The organism is Paenibacillus sp. J31R98, from assembly GCF_056269245.1.
Map to the genome: position 1 here is coordinate 926,008 of NZ_JBWDNO010000001.1, position 19,391 is coordinate 945,398.

Here is a 19,391-nt window from a genome sequence, read left to right on the forward strand (position 1 = left end):
CTTATGCTAGAGAGAGGCTATTGTTATAATAGAACATGGCTGAGGCGTATAGGTTGATATTTACGTATGTTTGCATTTCCATTTTCTTATTTGAGGAGGAATTAGAATGGAAAAAGCAGTACTAGGTAGAACAGGGCTCGAAGTCACGAAGCTGGGATTTGGCGCAATGGAAATTCGCGGTCCGCGTATCTGGGGCGGTCGAACGGTTACGGATGCCGAGGCTGATCGCATCTTAAACGCCGTGCTGGATACGGGGATTAACTTCATTGATACCGCTTATGATTACGGATTAAGCGAGGAGTACATCGGCCGTTTCATCAGCAAACGCCGCAGTGAATATATTCTAGCAACCAAATGCGGCTGTACAGTCGTCAATTGCGGTGATCACGATGAGACGCCTCATGTGTGGACAAGGGATAATTTGCTGCACAACATCGAGACAAGCTTGCGCCGAATGAATACGGACTACATTGACTTATTGCAGCTGCACAATCCAACCGTAGAGCAGACCGAAGAAGGCAGCTTGGTCGATGCGCTTCGGGAGATTCAGGCTTCAGGCAAAGTGCGCTGGATCGGCATTTCCTCAACACTGCCGCACATCACAAGCTACATTCAATCCGGTGTGTACGACAGCTTCCAAATTCCTTACTCCGCGCTCGAGAGAGATCATGAGAATATCATTTCGGATGCAGCGAATGCCGGTGCTGGTACGATCATTCGCGGTGGCGTAGGGCGCGGCGAACCTGGTGCGGGACTTGGCAATGAGGACCGCTGGGCGGTTTGGGAGAAGGCGGAGCTGGATGAGCTGCTGGAAGAAGGCGAGAGCCGGACTGGATTCATACTGCGGTACACGCTCAGCCATCCCAATCTGTCCACGACCATCGTTGGAACGAAGAATCCGGAGCATCTTGCCGAGAATATACGAATTGCCGAGAAAGGTGCGCTCGCTGCAGAGATCTACGAAGAAGCGAAGCGTCGCCTGCAAGCAGCGGGCCAAGGTCCAAGAGCCTGAATGTAATTCGAACCGATCGAATCATCACAATGGCACAATCCAAGTGATTGTGCCTATTCTTTATCCGATGTGAGATTACTAAAGGGGGCATGCAATGATTATTCTGATTAGCGGCAACAGTCAAATGGGCAAGACCTATATGGCTCAAAACTTGCTCGAAACCTACAAAATCCCTTACTACTCCATCGACCATCTAAAAATGGGGATCTATCGGGGCAGTGCCGAGTGTGATTTCACGCCAATGGATAGCAATGCATACATTGGCGATCGATTGTGGCCTATCGTTAAAGGGATTATTATGACGGCGATTGAGAATAAGCAGAGCCTTATCATCGAAGGATGCTATATTCTGCCGCACTATCTGCAAGAGTTGGAGCAATCATACTCGGACAACATCATTGCTGTATTTCTTGGCTTCTCGGACAGATATATTATGGAAAACTACGAGGGGAAGATCTTGAAGTACAGAAACATTATTGAGGACCGTGGCGAGTTGACGCCAGAAGATACATCCGATCTTACAATTGAACAGTATCTCCAAGAAAATGACGTGTTTCGGCGTGGCTGCGCCGCGACGGGGGAGAGATTCTTCGAGATTGATCGCTCTTATGAAGATGAAATAACCAACGTTTATGAGTATATCGCGACTCGTAAGGAACAGATTTTGAATCGGTAACTGTCAAAGTTTTATCATTTATTTTAACAAAGCAATCGTTTATTATTAGAAGATTCATTTATAATATCAAGGCTTTGGATATGGAATAGGAGATTATTTAAAGATGACGAAACAGAACAGTCTGAATGTGTTCAAACTGGCTTTGCTGCTCGGTTTATTTTCAACACTCGGCCCTTTTACTATTGATATGTACTTGCCGGCGTTTCCAGAGATTGTGAAGCAATTTGATACGTCGGCTTCGCTTGTACAGATTAGCCTAACCGCTTGCTTGCTCGGCCTCGGCATCGGGCAGCTCGTTATGGGCTCGCTCAGTGACGCTCATGGCAGACGCAATCCGCTGCTTATCTCCATGGCTGTATATGCCATTGCATCGGTAGCATGTGCCATTTCGCCCAATATTGCTTTATTGATCACGTTCCGCTTCATCCAGGGCTTCGCTGCTTCGGCAGGCATCGTCATTTCCCGCGCGATCGCACGCGATCTGTACAGCGGTCACGAGCTCACGAAGTTTTTCTCCATGCTTCTGCTTGTAGGTAATTTGGGGCCGCTCGTAGCGCCGGTTACCGGAAGCGGGGTTCTATCGTTCACGAGCTGGAAAGGCGTGTTTGTCGCACTCGCGGTGCTTGGATGCTATCTGCTGACAATAACTAAATGGAGACTTCAGGAGACGCTACCAGTTGAAAATCGAGGTCCAAGCAATCTCATGCAACAGCTGGGAAACTACGGAACGCTCTTGCGTGATCGCCAGTTTGTCGGCTATATGCTGGCACAGGGGATCATGATCGCTGGGGTATTCGCTTATGTCTCTGGAACGCCTTTCATCTATCAAAATATATACGGAGCTTCACCGACCGTATTCGCTATTTTGTTCGGTTTGAACGGTATTAGCCTTATGATTGGCTCTCAGCTCGTTGGTCGAATGGCTCATCGGGTATCTGAGCATACCTTCCTGCTCTTCGGCTTGCTGCTTGCTTGTTTGGCAAGCGTCGCTGTCATCATCGTAGCCGTCGCACATGGACCGCTATACACGCTTGTCATTCCGCTATTCTGCTTCGTTGCGGCAATCGGCATCACATCAACGGCGGCATTCCCGCTTGCCATGGAAAGCCAGAAGCATATGGCAGGCAGCGCAGCTGCTCTGCTCGGGGTCATTCCATTCTTGCTCGGAGCCGTCGTATCCCCACTTGTCGGGATTGCCGGTGAAGACACGGCTGTTCCGCTCGGGGTCATTATTCTCTCCACGAGCATTGCTGCAATGTTAGCGTACTTCATGCTGGGTAAGAAGAAGGCAAGCCGATCTTCGATTCAAGCAGCGGCGAATTCATAGATTGTTGAACCGCGAACCGACGAACCGTTCCACTGAATAGTGGAGCGGTTTTTTAGTTGAATTTTGTCGAATATTGCAATATCCCGTACAAATGAAAGATGATATCATGAACAAGATAGGTATTTTTATCCGTAGAGCGGAAGGAACCGAAGACTAGCATTCGCGATTCCTAGGGACGGATATCACCAAGTACGATAGGAGGTGGCTGACATTCAACAATTGGTAGCGATACAGGGACAGGAGCGGGAAGTTCAAGTGGATTTTGCGGTTCCAGGCGGCCTGGACGAGTTCGGATACCGCTTGCCCGAACGGTTGTACGGAAGAGAACAGGAAGTGGCGTTGATTCGAGATGCATTCCACTGGACGACACTAGGATCTACACAGATGATCTGCGTATCGGGTCCTTCAGGTATCGGGAAGACCGCGCTGGTTCAGGAGGCGACGCGCCTTATCGCGCTCGGACAAGCGTATTTGATCGCGGGTAAGTTCGAGCCTCTGCAGCAAGATACGCCGATGTCGCCTCTTATTGCAGCTTTCCGAGAACTAACGGAGCAGCTGTTGAATGAAGACAAGCAGAGCTTGGCCCAGTGGCGGGAAGCGATCACGCAAGCACTCGGCTCTAACGCTTCGGTCATTACGGAAGTTATTCCTGAGATGAAACGGATCATCGGTGAGCAGACGCAAGTGGAACAACTGCCGCTTGAAGAGTCGATGGAACGGTTCCAGTTCGTGTTTCGCCGCTTCATTCAAGTGTTCTGCCATCAGATGCATCCACTTGTGCTGTTCATGGATGATCTGCAATGGGCAGACCATGCTTCGTGGCGTATGATTCGCTCGTTCATGACCGATCCGCAAAGCCAGAGCCTGCTGTTCATCGGCGCGCATCGTACTCATGGCGCCTTGCCGGTGACTCGGATCGAGGAGGAACTAGAGGCAATCGCTGTATCGGGGGTGGCTGTGCAGTCGCTTCCGCTTCGCCCGCTTGGTGAAGATGAGCTGGCGCGAATTGTAGGGGATACGCTGAACGCGGACCAAGGGATCGTCGAGGACATCGTACACACGCTGTTTCAGAAATCAGCCGGCAACCCGTTCTTGCTCCGGCGTTGGCTGCATCGCAGTCTGGAGGAAAGAACGCTGCGCTACGATGAAGGAAGCGGTCAATGGGTATGGAATTGGCAGGAAGCTGATCAGAGCGGAAGCTCAGGTCGTTCCGACTTGTTGCTTGATTACATCACCGACAGTATTAACCGGCTGCCGCATGATACTCGGCAAGCGCTTCTGGAGGCTTCCTGCCTGGGGTCAGAGATTCCGCTTACGCTTCTGGCATCGTGGCGAGGCGAAACAAAGGAACGAACATTGGCTGTCCTGCAGCCGGCAATGTATCGCCAAATTATTGCTTATGCAGGACATAATGCAAGCCTGATGGCTGAAGATACCGGCGCGCAAAGCGATGGACGGATACGGTTCGTGCATGACCGACTATTGGAGGCGGCTAACGCATTGTTGGACGCAGAGACGAGCGAGCGTATTCACTGGCACGCCGGACAGTATTGGCTGCAGCATCCCGATGCGTCTGTTCGCGAACGGCATTTATTCGAAGCAGCGGGCCATCTGAACAAAGGTAATCGCCTCGCTCATCACAGACAGGATATTGAGCAGCTCGTCCAAGCGAACGTCAAGGCTGGGAGGAAGGCAACGGCTGCGACAGCTTACGAAGTCGCGGCGCTTTATTACCGTGCGGCAGCCGAGCATATCACGGATGAAGAGTGGGAGCGAGAATTTGACTTCTGCTTCAACTTGTATGTAGACCTGTTGGAATGCGAGTACATGCTCGGATGGAAGCCGTCGACGTACGATACGTTTCACGATCTGCTTGGCAGAGCCCGGACCGCTTATGAACGAATGCGCGTGCAGCAGATCGAGATCAAGCGGCTGCTGCATACGGAGCGAATGGCAGAAGGTATCGAGCTCGGCCTGTCCTGCCTGAAGGAGCTGGGCATTCGGGTGTCCTCCAGCGCTTCCAAAGGTAGACGGTTCGCGGAGCTCCTCATTACCAAGGAGCAACTACGCCGCTCAATCGGCACGATGGACGCCAATGAGTCGGTGTCGGATCCCGTCATTACGCTTGCGCTGCAGGTGCTGACGCATCTGTCCGGTGCGGCCTTCATATGCAACCGACCTTTGTTCCGCTTGCTTACATTCAGAACCATCCGGTTATCGCTCAAATACGGGAATTTCCCGCATGCGGCGGCGGTATTCGGGAGCTTCGGCGGCGTGCTGAACCAGACTTTCGGCGATTTGTTGCTTGCGCGAGCGTCCCTCTTAAAAGGAATGCAAATCGCTGATGACTGTAACCAGCCCTCTATTCTGTGCAGAGCGCACCTCACGATGGGCGTTATGTTCTTCATCATGGAGGACGAGTATAAGGATCTGGACGCCAGCTTCAGGAAGTCGATTGATTACGGCATGGAGGCAGGGGACTTGTTCTTTACCGGACATTCCGTGATTATGCTTCTCATCAACTTGCATATGATCGGCAAGCTGGACCAACTGGAAGCTATACTGCCGGAATACCGGAAAATGCTGACCGAAACTCAGAATGACTATTTACTTCCTTACATAACGGTAATTGCACGCTGGGTTGATTCGTTGAAGGGTACATCGCGCGAGGCAGCGCAGCACATGGATGACGAAGAGCTGTTGCGCCAAATCGCAATATCTGGCATGGAGTCGAACCTCTTGTTCCAATATGGGCTGTGCTTGCTGCAAGAGGGCTGGCTGCTCGAACGGCACGAGCTCGCGCGGCGCGGGGCCGAAATCGCAGGCCGCCACGCGGAGGATTCGACGCATTACTTGCATCGTTCCGAGTACGAGCTGTATCACGGCCTGGAGCTTCTCTCGCGGTGGACAACCTTGGAGAAGCACGAATCCAAATCACTGGAGGATTGCCTGAATCGGCTTCGCCGCTCAGCGAGCAAATGCCCCGAGCATATCCGTCACAAGTCTCTTTTGCTCGAGGCGGAATATGCACGCGTCCGCGGCCGGCAGCTCAAGGCTGGACAGCTGTACGAAGAAGCGATCTCGGACGCGAAGCGCAGCGGTTATCTCCATCATGCCGCGATTGCATGCGAATGCGCGGGGCAATGGTGTATCGCGCAGGGTAGAGAAATGGCCGCTAAAGGCTATCTAATAGAAGCACATTCCCTTTACAGGCAATGGGGGGCCGAGCATAAAGCCGACCGCGTCAGAGAGCGCTATGCCGATTATTATAAGGAGCTGTCCTTGCACGTGCCTGAGATTGACGAACCGACTGATAAGTCCGTCGTCGCGGCGGCTTCGGAGGCCGCTTCCGTCATTCGCGATGTCCAGGATGTGTCCATCGTGCAGCAGGCCTTTCAATCGCTGGCAGTCGAGACCGACCAGCGGCAGTTGATCGCGCATTTGGCGAGCACGCTAATGGAGTTCGCTGACGCACAGCGAGGTTGCTTCGTCATGGAACATGGCAAACGGCTGGTCGTTGAATTAACGATGGAGCAAGGCAAAGAGGCGCAGCGTAAGCGCGTGAAGGCCGAGCAGTATGACGAAATTTGTTTGCCAGCCGTACGTTATGCGGCGAATACAGGCGACGCCGTGCTAATCGGGCATGCATCCGCCGAAGGACGGTTCGAACGCGATCCGTATGTGATGAGCTGCAAGGTGCAATCGTTGCTCTGTTTGCCGCTGTACGTGCAGAATCAGCTCGCTGCCGTGTTATATCTCGAGAACAACAAGCGCCCAGGCGTGTTCAAGACGGAACGACTCGAGATGCTGCGTATGCTCGGCACGCAGACGGTGTTCCTGCTCAAGCTGTTCCCACAGGAGGACTATGCAGCTGCGCGGCTCACTGCTACTGCTGAGGAATCGGACCGCGAGCTTGAACAGCAATCCGTCGCGGATGTCGCAGGGGATGATCATCTGATCGATCCGCTCACGAGCCGGGAACTGGAAGTGCTGCAGCTGATGTCGCTCGGCTTGTCCAATCAAGAAATCGCACAGCAGTTGCATATCGCGATCGGTACGGTCAAGCAGCACACGAACCGGATATTCAGCAAGATGAATGTCAACCGGCGTGCCAAAGCGGTACTGGAAGGCAAGCGAATGAAGCTTTTGCAGGATGATAGTAATAATAGAAAGCCGTGAGCCATAGCCGCGAACGACGTCAATATAGTGACGTTGTTCGCGGTTTTTCTATCTTTAATGAGCCTTTCTGCCCAAAGATATACCTTTAGTTATACGACAAAAAACGACGCGTCGTTGTACAGTAAACCCAGCATCAATGCAGGAACAATGTAATAACCCATCTAGCATAGTAACGAAGCGAGCAAAGGAGACACCGACGAATGAGATTTAGAATGATGATCATCGTTTCCATCCTGATCGTATGCATATCCGCCTGTTCGAAAGTGGACGAACCGGGCCAAGCACGGGAGAATGCGCTTGGCAAGCAGCAGGGCGATATCCTTGTAGGCGTCGCTTGGCCATTCGCGGCACGCAACGAAGGATTTCGCGAAGGTCTGGAACTCGCCTTGGACGAAATCAACCGACAGGGCGTACTAGGCAGCCATATCCGGCTTATTGAGCAGGACGACCATTCTTCGGTTACAGACGGACTCGCGATCGCCCAGTCGTTCGCGAACAATCTGAAGCTGACGGCTGTAATCGGCCATCGCAGTTCAGCCGTGACCGTACCGGCGGCCAAGGTATATGACCATGCCGGCTTGCCGCTGCTGGCTCCGTCCGCAACGGCACCTGGACTGACGGCGACCGGACTTGACCGCGTGTTCCGTACAATTCCAAACGATACGCAGATCGGATCCACATTGGCGAAATATGCCCATTCAAAGGGCTTTAAGAAAGTGGCGATCTATTACACTCGCGACGAATACGGACGCGGTCTCGCCAATGCCTTCGAGGACGGAGCGAAAGCGATGGGGATGGATACCATCGATCGCCTGTCCGATTACAAGGACGCGAACGATCTTAAGCGAATCGCCGATAAGTGGAAGCTGCTCGGCTGCGATGCCGTGTTCGTGGCGGATGTGATGCCGGACGCGGGCTCGTTCATCTCGGAGATTAGGAAAGCCGGTCTGGATGTTCCCGTCATCGGCGGAGATGGACTGGATTCGGCCGCTCTGCTTGATACGCCAAGCGGCGCCGCGGAAGGAACTGTTGTTGCTTCGATCTTCAATCCGTATGACGATGACGCGACTGTGAAGCATTTCGTGCAGGAATACAAGTCCAAATACAACGCGGAGCCCAGCAAGCTCGCGGCGCAAGGCTACGACGCATTGAAGCTGCTTGCGAATGCCTTGGAGCAAGCGGGCTCGCGCGAGCCGTCCAAATTGGTCAAAGCGCTGAAAGCGACAAAGTCTTTCCAAGGCGCATCTGGAACGCATTCCTTCGACGGTAATGGCGACGTGCTGGACATGCCTATCGTCTTGAAGCAAGTGAAGGGCCATGCGTTCGCGTACCTCAATGAAAGGAGCTCAAGCGAATGAACAACGATGTTTTTCGCAAGGTTTCCGTGGAACGGTTGTCCTCGCCTGAACAGCTGGACACGTTGATGCGAGTGACGTCGCCACGGGGCTGGCTGGCGCTGGCTGCACTCGGCGTCCTGCTCGTCTCCGCGATCACGTGGGGATTCGCGGGCACGATGTCCACGAAGATCAATTCGCAAGGCGTCTTCATTCGCCCCGGCGGCTTGCAGGCGATTTATTCCGAATCAAGTGGACCGATTACCGATATCCGAGTAGCCCAGAACGATTATGTTACGAAAGGCGACGTGGTCGCCCGGGTGGAACAGCCAATCATGCTTGAGAAGCTTAAGCAGCTTGATCTGTCCCTGCAAGCAGCAGAATCGGGCTACAAGCAGCATCCGAGCACAGCGTTGTCCGGTCAAATCGGACAGCTTAAGACCGCGATCGCCTCGCTGACGACCGATTACGCGAATGCTACCCGGATCGTCAGCCCGTACACCGGCCGTGTGCTTGAGGTGCGTTCCAAGCTCGGAGCTATGATTAATGCAGGATCGCCGCTGCTGACAATCGAGTCAGGCGACAAGCAGTCGAAAGGGCTGACTGCGGTGCTGTACCTGTCCTTGCAGGAAGGGAAGACAATCCTGCCCGGCATGCAGGTTGAAATCGCGCCGAGCTCCGTCAATCGCGAGGAGTTCGGCTTCATCCGCGGAAGCGTCACATCCATCTCGGAGTTTCCGGTGACACCGCAATCGATGCTGCTCACCATCGGCAACGAAGCGCTCGTGAACGAGCTGGCCGGCCGTGGTACGGCACTGCTCGAAGTGAGGATCGACCCGATTCTGGATCCGCAGACGGTAAGCGGCTACAGATGGTCGACGGCCGAAGGGCCGCCCGTCCAGATCGACAGCGGCACGCTGGTATCGGCTTCCATTATCGTGAAGCAGCAGAAACCAATTACGTCCGTTATTCCGCAGATCAAGTGAAAATGGAGCTGACAATTCGATGGAAACGAAGGATCGTGCGGAGAAGAAGCAGAATGCGCCGAAACGAGTAAAGACTCCTACCGTTCTGCAAATGGAAGCCGTGGAATGCGGTGCCGCAGCGCTAGCCATTATTTTAGGCTATTACGGCAGCCATCTTCCGCTTGAAGAGCTGCGCGTGGAATGCGGCGTCTCCAGAGACGGAAGCAAAGCGAGCAACATTCTGAAAGCAGCCCGCAAATACGGCCTGACGGCCAAAGGCTACAAGAAGAACCCCGAAGACTTGCGGGAGATGGCGTTCCCGATGATCATACATTGGAATTTCAACCATTTCCTCGTGCTGGAGGGCTTCAAGGACGGTCGCGCGTACTTGAACGATCCGGCGGCTGGTCCGCGTGTCGTGTCCGCCGAAGAATTCGACGTGGCATTCACAGGTGTCGCCTTAACCTTCGCGCCATCAGAGCAATACGAACGCAGAGGCGGTCAGCGGAGCATGCTGTCTGCGCTCGGCAGCCGGATTAAGGGCTCTGAGTCCGCCTTGCTATACGTCTGTCTTGCCGGGCTGTTCCTTGTCGTTCCCGGCCTGGTCATCCCGGTATTTACCAAGGTGCTGATCGACAACATCCTGCTCGGCGGGCTTCATAACTGGCTTGTACCGCTGCTGCTCGGAATGGCGGCGACAGCGCTCATGCGCGCCGCCTTGACCTGGTTGCAGCGCTATTATCTGCTGCGACTCGAAATGAAATTCTCGCTCAGCACATCCGGCAGATTCTTCTGGCATGTGGTGCGACTGCCGATCGAATTCTTCTCGCAGAGATACAGTGGCGAGATCGGTTCGAGGGTCATGATCAACGACCGCGTCGCTCAGCTCTTGTCGGGCGATCTGGCAGTGGCGGCGCTAGGCGTAATTATGATCGTCTTCTACTTGCTGCTCATGCTGCAATACAGCCTCTTGCTGACGATCATCGCGGTAGCGGTTGCGCTCGCGAACGTGCTATTCCTTCGTCTTGCCTCTAAGCAGCGAGTGGACCAGAATATGCGGCTGATGCAAGACAGCGGCAAAATGCAGGGTGTATCCATGGGCGGCTTACAGCTGATCGAAACGTTGAAATCGAGCGGTTCCGAATCCGATTTCTTCGCCAAGTGGGCGGGCTATCAGAGCAAGCTTCTGCAATCCCAGCAGCAGCTAGGGGTATCATCTGGCATCTTGTCTGCGGTGCCGGTGTTATTGTCGGGCCTCAGCACCGCGATCATCCTGTCCGTTGGCGGCTTGCAGGTCATGGACGGCGCTTTGACCGTCGGCATGCTCGTGGCATTCCAGAGCTTGATGGCGAGCTTCATCGAACCGGTCAATCAGTTGGTACAGCTCGGCAGCTCGCTCCAGGAAGCACAGGGCGGACTGAAGCGACTTGACGATGTGTTGAATTACAAGATCGACCCGCAGCTCGCGGCATCGGGCGGTGAATCTGCCCAAGAAGCGAGCCGATTGGAGCACGCGGCCGCTATGGAAACGAGCGACGTGGAGCCAGAATTGGCGAGAAGCGCTAAGCTGGCTGGCTTCGTAGAACTCCAGAATGTGACCTTCGGATACAACCGATTGGAAAGCCCATTAATCGAGAACTTCAATCTGCTGCTGAAGCCGGGCTCGCGCGTGGCTCTTGTAGGTGGCTCTGGCAGCGGCAAATCAACGGTGGCTAAGCTCGTATCGGGCATCTACGAGCCATGGTCGGGCGAGATCCGTTTCGACGACGGCACGCGCAGACAGCATCCGCGAGAGCTGATCGGCAACTCTGTGGCGGTTGTGGACCAAGATATCCATATGTTTGAAGGCACGATCAAAGATAACCTCTCCTTGTGGGACGCGACCATTCCGGAAGCGGATATCGTGCGGGCGGCCAAGGATGCCTGCATTCATGACGAAATCAGCTCTCGCAGCGGTGGGTACGAACACTTCATCGAAGAAAGCGGCGGTAATTTCAGCGGCGGCCAGCGGCAGCGGCTCGAGATCGCCAGGGCTTTGGCGAGCAATCCGTCGGTTCTCGTGCTTGATGAAGCAACGAGCGCGCTAGATCCGAAGACGGAGCAGCTCGTGGATGCCAGCATTCGGAGACGGGGCTGCACCTGCCTGATCGTAGCACATAGGCTAAGCACGATTCGTGACGCGGACGAGATTATCGTCATGCATCGAGGGAAGGTCACGGAACGCGGCACCCACCAAGAGCTGCTCGCGAAGAATGGCGCGTATGCAAAGCTCATTCAAGAGCATTAACGAGTCCAGAGAAAGGAGAGGAAGACAGTGATCCAAACGGAAATAGTGAAGCTGCGGCAGTTGTTCGCCGAACGCGGATCGGCAGTGGAAGCTGAAGGGAACCAGCCGTTGATCGTGCGCGGTGAGGACGAAGTCTGGCTGGTCGAGCACGGCCATGCCGACGTGTTTGCCGTTTCGCTGCGCGGGGATGAGGTTGTTCGCCAGCGGCGGTTCTTGTTCGGCGCAGAGCCCGGCCGGCTTCTGTTCGGGTATCATGCGGAGACTATGCTCCGGCAAAACTCGGCTGGGTTGCTGATAGCTGGCTTGACTGGCACGCGGCTTCTCCGCATAGCTAAGACCGATTTCATTCAGGCATTGGCGGAATCGCCGAAGCTTCGAGAAGAGGCAGCTGACGCAATCGAAGCATGGATCTCGGACTGGGCACAAGCACTGGCTGTTTCAGCTCCGGCCGAGCAGTGCATTGACCTATTACCAGGCCCTTCTAGGATCGAGATGGCTGGGCAATCGCTAGTACGCTCTGGTGCATCGGGGATCGCGTGGATTTCCTTGCACCTAGGCTCCCTGCACTGGATGGGCGACGCGAATATGGCAGTAGACTCTCCGGGCGTGACGTTCCCGCTCGCGAATGCGAGCTGGATGATCACGCCGGAACCGTCCGAGCTGTCGGTCAGCACAACGCTCGAATGGCTCGAACGTGACCGTTCGCTCGCAAGCTTGGCGGAATACCACCGCTGCCTCGCAGCCTGCTTGCGGCAGATGTACCTTTTCGAAGAAAGATTCGAACGAGAGCGGTTGAAGCTGAAGACGGAGCAAGACCATACCGTCATGGAACGCGCGATCCGGAGGTTGGCTTCCGCCGGCGGCGGAGACAGCCCGAAGACGTCTCCGGATCATCGGCTATCCGGAGACGCTCTCTACATAGCAGCGTTGCGTGTCGGGGATGCGACCGGGCTGACGGTGAAGCCTGCGAATGTCTCGAGGCTTCGGCGGTCGCGCGATCCCGTCAGCGAAATCGCTAAGGCATCCGGTTTCCGCTCCCGACAAGTCGTGCTGAAGGATGGCTGGCGGACATCCGACAATGGTCCGCTGCTTGCTTTTCGGGAGGAGGGAGGCGCCCCCGTCGCTTTGATTCCGACTGGTCCGAGCGGCTACTTGCTCATCGATCCAGCAGATGGGACGGAAACTCCGCTTACGGAGGAGCTCGCAGGGTCGCTCGAGACCATGGCCCATATGTTCTATCGCCCGCTACCGTCGCATGCGTTGTCCGTCATGGACATCCTCCGATTCGGTTCGCATAAGTCAATCCGGCGCGACCTCGTCCGCGTCATCCTGATCGGCATCGCGACAGGTCTACTCGGCATGTTCGTGCCGATTGCGAGCGGCATTCTGTTCGATACCGTCATTCCGGCGGCTGACAAAGGACCTTTGTTCCAGATGGGCTTCATCCTGCTGTCGATTACAATCGCGACGTCATTATTCGAACTTACGCGTTCAATGGCGATCCTTCGCATAGAAGGCAAGATGGACGGCTCTATCCAGGCAGCTGTCTGGGACCGGCTGCTGAACATGCCAGCCTCGTTCTTCCGGCAGTTTACGGCTGGTGACTTGGCGAGCAGGGCGAACAGCATCAACGCCATTCGCAAGATGCTCTCGGGCGTTGCGGTCACTGCAGTATTCTCGGGCATTTTCTCGAGCTTTAATTTCTTCCTGCTGTTCCGCTACGATACGCGGTTGGCGCTGACGGCTGCGGTTCTAGTGCTTGTACCGATGCTCGTGACGATCGGAGTCGGCATCCTGCAGGTGCGCAAGCAGCGTACGTTGCTGCAGCTGCAAGGCAAACTCACGGGTACCGTATTGCAGCTGATCGACGGCATCACGAAATTCCGGATGACCGGGGCGGAGAAGCGAGCCTTCTTCCTCTGGGCGAAGCTGTTCGGCGAGATGAAAGAAACATCGTTCCAAGCGCGGACGGTAAGCAACGTTCACGCGGTGTTTAATTCGTTCTGGCCAATCGTGACGTCGATTGTACTGTTCTATATCATCGCAACACACTCGCAGGGACTCACCGCGGGCCAGTTCATTGCCTTCTTCTCGGCGTTCTCCGCATTCTTGGGGGCGATGCTCGCGATGTCGGCTGCAGTTGTGTCGATCATCAACATTGTGCCATTGTTCGAGCGCACCAAGCCGATCCTTCAAGCGGTGCCCGAGGTGAATGAGGCGTTGGACGATCCGGGCGAGCTGTCTGGCGGCATAGAGGTCCGGCATGTGTCATTCAAGTATGCCATGGAGCAGCCGCTCATCTTGAACGATCTTTCCTTGACCATCCGCCCAGGAGAATTCGTTGCATTGGTAGGCGCGTCGGGCTGCGGCAAGTCGACTTTGCTGCGGCTGCTGCTGGGCTTCGAGAAGATGGATTCCGGCTCGATCTATTATGACGGACAGGATTTGAAGTCACTCGATATCCGTTCCGTCCGCAGTCAGCTCGGAGTCGTCTTGCAGCATGGCAAGGTTATGGCAGGGGACATTTACAGCAACATTGTCGGTTCTTCGAACTTGACGCATGAAGAAGCCTGGGAGGCGGCGCGAATGGCTGGCCTCGACCAAGATATCCAGCAGATGCCGATGGGCATGCATACGGTAATCTCCGAAGGGGGCGGCACGCTGTCGGGCGGTCAACGTCAGCGGCTGCTGATCGCTAGAGCACTTGCAAGACGTCCGAAGATTCTGTTCTTCGACGAGGCGACGAGCGCACTGGACAATCGGACGCAAGCGATCGTCAGCGACAGCTTGGCGAAGCTTCACGCCACACGCGTCGTCATCGCGCATCGGCTCAGCACGATTATGAACGCCGACCGGATCTTCGTATTCGATAAGGGTCATCTCGCGCAGTCGGGTACCTATGCGGATTTAATGCAGCAAGAAGGACTCTTCCAGGAGCTGGCGATGAGGCAGCTGGCGTAACGGTCTTCTATTCATGCGGGGTTCGGCATGTACGAGCCTGACGGGAACGCGTCAGGCGGAGCCGTACCCCGCAATGCAGCACGATCATGGTCCGGGACGGCGATCGGTTCGTTTCGCTGAGTCGCTGGCTCATGGTCGAACACAAGAATGAGGAGGTATTATCCATGAGTTGGAACAAAGAAACGATCGAAGAAGCAATTCGCAAAGTGGGTGCTAGAGCTGCGACGGACATGGCCTTCCGTAGTCTATGCGTCAGCGACATCCACGCGGCGATTGCGCAAGAAAGCGGCATCGAGGTGCCGGCGGGCTTCAAGATCGGCGTGATCGATCAATCTGCGAACGCGTTGAACATCATCTTGCCGCCAGTGGCAGTTGAAGAAGGCGAATTGCTCGAAAGCGAGCTGGAGAGCGTGGCTGGCGGAAGCAAGGCTGGCGCTACGGACTTCTTCAACACGATCGGCGACGGGATCGTGGACGGCGGTAATAAAGTCGGCAACGCGGTCGTCAAGCTCGAGCACAAAGTTGAACGTCAATTCTAATTGTTCATTTCCCGGTTTTCTGCCGGGTTGATGATAAAACACATCATTCGAGGAGGAATTATCAATGAGTTGGACAAAAGAAGCGGTTGAAGAAGCAGTACGGCAGGTTGGCGCAAGAGCGGCAACAGACTTGGAATTTAGAAGCTTATGCGTGAGCAATATCCATGCGGCGATTCAGCAAGTAAGCGGTCTGGAAGTGCCGGCAAGCTTCAAGATTGGCGTGCTAGACCAATCTGCGAACCAATTGAATATCATCTTGCCACCGGTTGCTAAAGAAGCCGACGAGCTGCTCGAGAGCGAATTGGAAAGCGTAGCGGGCGGCAGCAAAGCCGGCGCGAACGATTTCTTCAGCGGCGTAGGCACAGGTGCGGCGGCTATGTTCGGTCATGATACAGGCTTCCGCGGCAACAGCGACGAAGCGACGGCAGGAGCAGCAATCGGCGCAATCTTGCTGCTGCCAGCGGCTCTAAGCCAGTAAGTCGGATCGTATAAACACGGCATCGCGGATTTTGAGAGTATGGCGATTACACCGCCAATAACGAGTTTGCGGAGAATCCCGGGCGACCGGGGTTTTCCCGCAAATGTTTTTCTTATTCCGAGAGAGAAGCAAACGAGTGATTTAATCGGCTTCACAGCGGCGTCTGATGCTGCATTTACCCGCCTGATCGGCACTTCTTATTCCAAATAGATTCTCGCAAATTTATCATTAGAATTGAATGCTATGGACGCTTCCAGATGTGCATCTCAAGCGTGTGGAAACGTTCATTAACATACATGAAATATCGAAATGAACAACCGGAGTAACCAAGGGGGGATGACCGATGTTTACTACAAATCGGCTGCAAGCCGCAGAGAGCATGGCTTATGAATCGTTGACCTTTCAATATGCTCGTCCGCTGCTTCGGCATCTGGACGAGCCCGGAGCCAGCCTTGCAATCGGCGCGGAATGGACGGAGGGGAACATAACAGAATTAGCGGGATTGCTACTCATGACCCTACGGGAAGGTGGCGGAAGCGCAGAAGTCGTCTCTTTGTTCGTCAAAGCAAAGTTCCGCAGGCGTGGCATTGGGGCTGCGCTGCTCCGCGATGCAGAAGCGGCGCTGTCGGAACTCGGCTGTTCGAAGCTATCGCTGGTTTATTATTCCGGTAAGAGCATCACGCCTGTATTGGAAGCATTTCTCCGGCATGGGGGTTGGTCGGAACCGGTTGCGGAAGGTAAGGTGTACCAGACGGACAAGCGAATCGCTGATGCGTCCTGGATTCGCAAGACGGCGATGCCTAGCGGTATGCGCTCCTTCTATTGGCAGGAGATTAGCGAGGAGGAAAATGCTCGCTTACGTGGACTGGAGGGCACGCTTTATCCGGCGTATCTATCTCCGTTCAAATCACGGTTCCCGCTCGAGGAGAGCAACAGCCTCGGCCTGCGGATCAGAGGTGAAACGGTGGGCTGGTGCATGACTTACCGGATCGCGGAAGATACCTTGCTGTACGACAGCGTCTACGTTACGCCGGAGTTCAGGTTTACCGGCTGCGCATTCATGCTGATTGCGCAATCGATCTCCATTCAATTGGAACGCGGCATTCCCCGGGCGATCTTCGCCGTGAATAATGAAGCGCCCTTCATGCGCAAGATGCTGGACCGCTGGCTCGAGCCGTATGCAACCAGCATTTCGGAACGAAAAGAGACTTATAAATATATCGGCATGACAGGGGGGATCGGCATTGGCGATCGGATCGGATCATCATAGGCGTGTTGCGGTAACGGGCATGGGCATTCTGTGCGCGCTCGGTAATTCGTTCGACGAGGTGCTCGGCAACATGCGCGAGGGAAAGACGGGCATCGGCTCCGTGACCCGATTTCCAGTGACCAGGTTCCATAGCGGGATCGCCGCAGAGCTGAAGGAAGACGCGGCGGGAGCTTATTTCACGCCTGAGCAGCGGCAGCGCTACGACTTATGTGCGCAATATGCGATTGTCGCGGCGAACCAAGCGCTGCAGGATAGCGGGTTAGACGCGGCTGCGAAGCAGGCCTTGCGAATAGGCGCCGCACTCGGCACGTGCAATGGCGGTATTCTCTCGCTGGAGGAGCAGTGGACGGTCACCGCGCTCGACGAACCGAGGACGGCGCGCTATCCGTTCTATCAGCAGGGCGACGACGTGGCGGATTATTTCGGACTTAACGGACCCGTCACGACGATTCATACGGCTTGCGCGGCGAGCGGGAACGCCATCGGCTATGCGTATGACATGATCCGTTGGGGCCATGCGGACGTCATGTTGGCGGGCGGCTCGGATCCGCTGTCGCATTCGGTGTACGCAGGCTTCAATGTGCTGCGGGCTTTGAATGCAGAGCCGACGTCTCCGTTCGCGAGCCGGTTCGGACTCAGCCTAGGCGAAGGCGCGGCTTTCGTCGTGATGGAGCCGCTCGACCGTGCGATCGAGCGGGGGGCTACGATCTACGCGGAGTTGTGCGGCTACGGGCTCAGCAACGACGCCTATCACGAGACGGCTCCTGATCCGGAAGGACGCGGAATCAGCGCGGCTGTCAATATGGCGCTATCCCATGCTGGAACTCAGCTGTCCGATATTGCGTACATCAACGCACATGGCACGGGCACGCAGGCCAATGATCAGGCCGAAGTGAAGGGACTTCGCAGCGTGTTCGGCGATCAATTGAACGAACTGCCGCTCAGCTCCAGCAAAGCCTACTTCGGTCACACGCTTGGAGCCGCGGCGGCGATCGAGTTCACGACATCGCTATACGCGATTCGTCACGGATTGCTGCCAGCGACGCTGCATTACGACGAGCCGCGACCGGGCTGCGAAGGATTGGCTATTATCGCGAACCGCATGGCGGAGGGTCAGCCGGAATATATGTTGAACAATAATTCGGCCTTCGGTGGACACAATGCATCCATTGTGGCGAGACTTGGGGAATCCGCCGCGAGTCTGGAGACGTCCGTCGCGGAAGCGGCACAAGGCGCAAGCTATCGCCCGGAACGACGAATCGGCATCGTCGGCATCGGCGCTGTATTAGGCGCTGATGTTCGCCAAGGTCGAGTTTCACGAGAAGGCAACGAGTCAAGTGGCTTCTCGGCTGTGAGTGCATCGGGTACGCCTCTCGATCGCAGCTTAGTGACGGCTGCGGACCAACCTGGCGCATGCGCGTTCTCGCTGAAAGCATTCGCCCCCGACCTCTACGAGCGGCGCATGAACCGCTTGTGCCAATTCAGCATCGGCGCTGTGAAGACAGCGCTCGTGGATGCGGGCTGGTACGGCGATAAGTACTCTGAGGTGGCGCAAGAGATCGGATTCGTCTTCGGCACTTCACGGGGCAGCACGGACAGCATAGGTAAATTTCTGTCGAGCGTGTTCGAGAACGGGCCGGAATTCGCAAGCAGCATTCATTTTCCCCATACCGTCATCAATTCCGTTGCGGGTAAATCCGCGGAGAAGCTAGGCCTTGTCGGATTCAGCAGCTCACTTAGCGGCGGCGGGACAGAAGGCATCATTAGCGCTGCCTATGCTTGCGGTAGTATTCGCAGCGGCGTTCATGAACGCTTCGTCATCGGCGCGGGCGATGAGTGGTCGAGGCTAGCGGATGCGATTGACCACTCGAAGGGATTGACGTCAAGCAGGCATCATTCGTTAGAAGGAAGCGTCTGCCTGGCATTGGCCGATATGGACGCTGCCACACGGGAGGGAACTCCGGTCATCGCGGAATTAAAGGGCTGCGGAATGGCGTACGGCGCGGTCCCGTTCGGTCGGCGGTCAGAGGAGGCATTATCCGCATCTGTCCATGCCGCAGCTGAGCAAGCGGGCGTGCCCCTGTCGCAAATCGACGTTGTACTGTTCAGCAGTGCAAGTCAGCCGGAGGAAGAAGCAATTCAACTGGAAGCCGTGCGGTCAATATTCGCGGGACGAGAAATATCGATCATCTGCATGAACGAGCAATACGGGTACGGAGAGTCGGTAAGCTCGATGCTGCTGCTGGGAAGCGCTGCCGAATGGGTGCGAAAGGGTTCCGGGAAACACGTGCTCGCCATTACCATATCCGTTAACGGCAACACGGCCGCCGCGATCGTAAGCGCCGTGAATGAATAAATCTTGA

The 19,391-nt window shown here is 55.4% G+C and carries 12 protein-coding genes; all 12 read left to right on the forward strand.

All coding sequences use genetic code 11. The features are described 5' to 3' along the window. The first annotated feature begins 106 nt into the window (after positions 1-106). Positions 107-1,012 (forward strand): aldo/keto reductase, encoded by a 906-nt coding sequence (locus tag AC0YNX_RS04215; RefSeq protein WP_475814384.1) that lies wholly within the window; start codon positions 107-109, stop codon positions 1,010-1,012. Positions 1,013-1,106: 94 nt separating this feature from the next. Then, the gene (locus AC0YNX_RS04220) at positions 1,107-1,688 is read left to right on the forward strand and encodes a 2-phosphoglycerate kinase (protein ID WP_475814385.1); all 582 of its coding nucleotides are present in this window, start codon (positions 1,107-1,109) and stop codon (positions 1,686-1,688) included. A 103-nt stretch (positions 1,689-1,791) separates the two neighbouring features. Then, positions 1,792-3,015, forward strand: coding sequence for a Bcr/CflA family multidrug efflux MFS transporter (locus AC0YNX_RS04225; RefSeq protein ID WP_475814386.1), 1,224 nt, complete (start codon positions 1,792-1,794; stop codon positions 3,013-3,015). Between the two features lie 201 nt (positions 3,016-3,216). After that, the gene (locus AC0YNX_RS04230; RefSeq protein ID WP_475814387.1) at positions 3,217-7,194 is read left to right on the forward strand and encodes an AAA family ATPase; all 3,978 of its coding nucleotides are present in this window, start codon (positions 3,217-3,219) and stop codon (positions 7,192-7,194) included. 200 nt (positions 7,195-7,394) lie between these two features. Next, positions 7,395-8,552, forward strand: a complete 1,158-nt coding sequence (locus AC0YNX_RS04235; protein WP_475814388.1) for an ABC transporter substrate-binding protein — start codon at positions 7,395-7,397, stop codon at positions 8,550-8,552. Next, on the forward strand, positions 8,549-9,514 hold the full coding sequence (locus tag AC0YNX_RS04240) for an NHLP bacteriocin system secretion protein (protein WP_475814389.1): 966 nt from the start codon (positions 8,549-8,551) through the stop codon (positions 9,512-9,514). The genes AC0YNX_RS04235 and AC0YNX_RS04240 overlap by 4 nt, the downstream gene beginning before the upstream one ends. Positions 9,515-9,533: 19 nt before the next feature. Further along, complete coding sequence (locus AC0YNX_RS04245; protein ID WP_475814390.1) at positions 9,534-11,780, forward strand: NHLP family bacteriocin export ABC transporter peptidase/permease/ATPase subunit; 2,247 nt, start codon at positions 9,534-9,536, stop codon at positions 11,778-11,780. A 27-nt stretch (positions 11,781-11,807) separates the two neighbouring features. After that, positions 11,808-14,741: an NHLP bacteriocin export ABC transporter permease/ATPase subunit gene (locus tag AC0YNX_RS04250; protein ID WP_475814391.1), complete on the forward strand. Its 2,934-nt coding sequence runs from the start codon at positions 11,808-11,810 to the stop codon at positions 14,739-14,741. Between the two features lie 164 nt (positions 14,742-14,905). After that, positions 14,906-15,280, forward strand: coding sequence for a hypothetical protein (locus AC0YNX_RS04255; RefSeq protein ID WP_475814392.1), 375 nt, complete (start codon positions 14,906-14,908; stop codon positions 15,278-15,280). Positions 15,281-15,344: 64 nt separating this feature from the next. Next, a complete protein-coding gene (locus AC0YNX_RS04260; protein ID WP_475814393.1) occupies positions 15,345-15,758 on the forward strand; it encodes a hypothetical protein in 414 nt (137 codons plus the stop codon). Positions 15,759-16,101: 343 nt separating this feature from the next. Further along, on the forward strand, positions 16,102-17,028 hold the full coding sequence (locus AC0YNX_RS04265; RefSeq protein WP_475814394.1) for a GNAT family N-acetyltransferase: 927 nt from the start codon (positions 16,102-16,104) through the stop codon (positions 17,026-17,028). After that, positions 17,003-19,384: a beta-ketoacyl-[acyl-carrier-protein] synthase family protein gene (locus AC0YNX_RS04270; protein WP_475814395.1), complete on the forward strand. Its 2,382-nt coding sequence runs from the start codon at positions 17,003-17,005 to the stop codon at positions 19,382-19,384. The genes AC0YNX_RS04265 and AC0YNX_RS04270 overlap by 26 nt, the downstream gene beginning before the upstream one ends. The last annotated feature ends 7 nt before the right edge of the window (positions 19,385-19,391 follow it).